General features: G+C 73.3%; 1 protein-coding gene. It reads right to left on the bottom strand.

Annotation, left to right across the window (positions count from 1 at the left end):
- Positions 1-49: 49 nt before the first annotated feature.
- A complete protein-coding gene (locus ABZ641_RS36565; RefSeq protein ID WP_359988840.1) occupies positions 50-1,570 on the bottom strand; it encodes a long-chain fatty acid--CoA ligase in 1,521 nt (506 codons plus the stop codon).
- Positions 1,571-1,608 lie beyond the last annotated feature (38 nt).

Below are 1,608 nucleotides of genomic sequence, written 5' to 3' on the forward strand. Positions count from 1 at the left end.
GACGGTGCTGGAGGCGGCCGTCGCGCCCCTCGCTGCCGTACGCAGGCGGTCAGGCCTGGGTGCGCAGGGTGAAGGCGTGGCGCAGTTCGCGCTTGAGGACCTTCATGCTGGGGCCCAGGGGCAGTGACTCCACGATCTCCACCTGGCGGGGGTACTTGTGCCGGCCGACCTGGCCGGTCGCCCAGGCGACGAGCTCGGACGGCTCCGGCGGGGCGGCGGGATCGGCCGGCACCACCACGGCGCAGACCTCCTCGCCGTGGGTGGGGTGGGGCAGGCCGATGACGGCGACCTGGGCGACGGCCGGGTGGCGGATCAGTGCCTCCTCGACCTCGCGCGGGTAGACGTTGTACCCGCCGCGGATGATGAGGTCCTTGGTGCGGTCGACGATGCGGACGAAGCCGGCCTCGTCCTGGACGCCGAGGTCGCCCGTCCGGAACCATCCGTCGGTGAAGGCCGCGGCGGTGGCCTCGGGGAGTCCGAGGTAGCCGCTGAACACGTTGTGGCCGCGGATCACGATCTCGCCGAGATCGCCCGGCGGCAGCAGACGGAGCCCGTCCGCCTCCTCGCCGTCGGTGACCGGGGCGGCGACGGCGACGTCCACGCCCCACACCTGGTGGCCGACCGTACCGGCGCGGGTGCCGAACACCGGCTGGTTGGAGGTGGCCACCGGGGAGGTCTCCGACAGGCCGTACGCCTCCAGCACCGGTGCCAGCCGCTCCTGGACCTCGTCCAGGACGGCGACGGGGAGCGAGGCGCCGCCGGAGACGCACAGCCGCAGTGCCGACGGACGGTCGGCGCCGGCGCGGAGCGCGTCCAGGAGGGCGATGAACATGGTCGGCACGCCGTGGAAGAGGGTCACCCCGTGGCGCCGCATCAGATCCAGTGCGGTGTGCGGGTCGAAGCGCGGCTGCATCACCAGCGTCGCGCCGACCCGGAAGGTCGTGTTCATGGCGACCGTCTGCCCGAAGGTGTGGAACATCGGCAGGCACCCGAGCACCACGTCCCGGCCGGTCACGCCGAAGGTGTCGAAGGCGCTGACGGTCGCGTTCATCACCAGGTTGAGCTGGGTGAGCACCGCGCCCTTGGGCCGTCCGGTGGTGCCGCTGGTGTAGAGGATCACTGCCGGGTCGTCGGGGCGGCGCGGGAGGTGGGAGGTGAGCGGGGTGGTGCCGTCGCGGGGAGCGCGGGTACTCAGCACGGCGGCGCCGGCGATCCCGGCGGCGGCCGTGCCCGTCCGTGCGGACGCCTCGTCGACCACCAGGAGCCGGGCTCCGCTGTCGGAGAGCACGTGCGCCACTTCCTGCGGGGTGAGCAGCAGATGGACGGGGACGACCACGGCGCCGGCCGCGAGGACGGCGTAGTAGCAGCGCGGGAAGTCGGCGGTGTTCTGGGCCATCAGGGCGACGCGGTCGCCCGGCCGTACGCCGGCGGCGACCAGACGGCCCGCGAAGTCGAGTGATTCGGACCAGAGTTGGGCGTACGTCAGTTCCAGTGCGCCGTCGACGACGGCCGTGCGGGTGGGGTGCCTGCGGGCCGACTCGGCCAGGACGCAGGCGAGGGAGAGGGTCATGCGGTCTCCTCGGAGTACGGCTGGGACGGTGGTGCGGG

This window comes from Kitasatospora sp. NPDC007106 (genome assembly GCF_040634455.1).
GTDB lineage: Bacteria > Actinomycetota > Actinomycetes > Streptomycetales > Streptomycetaceae > Kitasatospora > Kitasatospora arboriphila.

What these genes read in the sequence shown, in the direction of transcription:
- ABZ641_RS36565 (WP_359988840.1), bottom strand. Translation starts at nt 1,570, where the DNA reads ATGACCCTCTCCCTCGCCTGCGTCCTGGCCGAGTCGGCCCGCAGGCAC.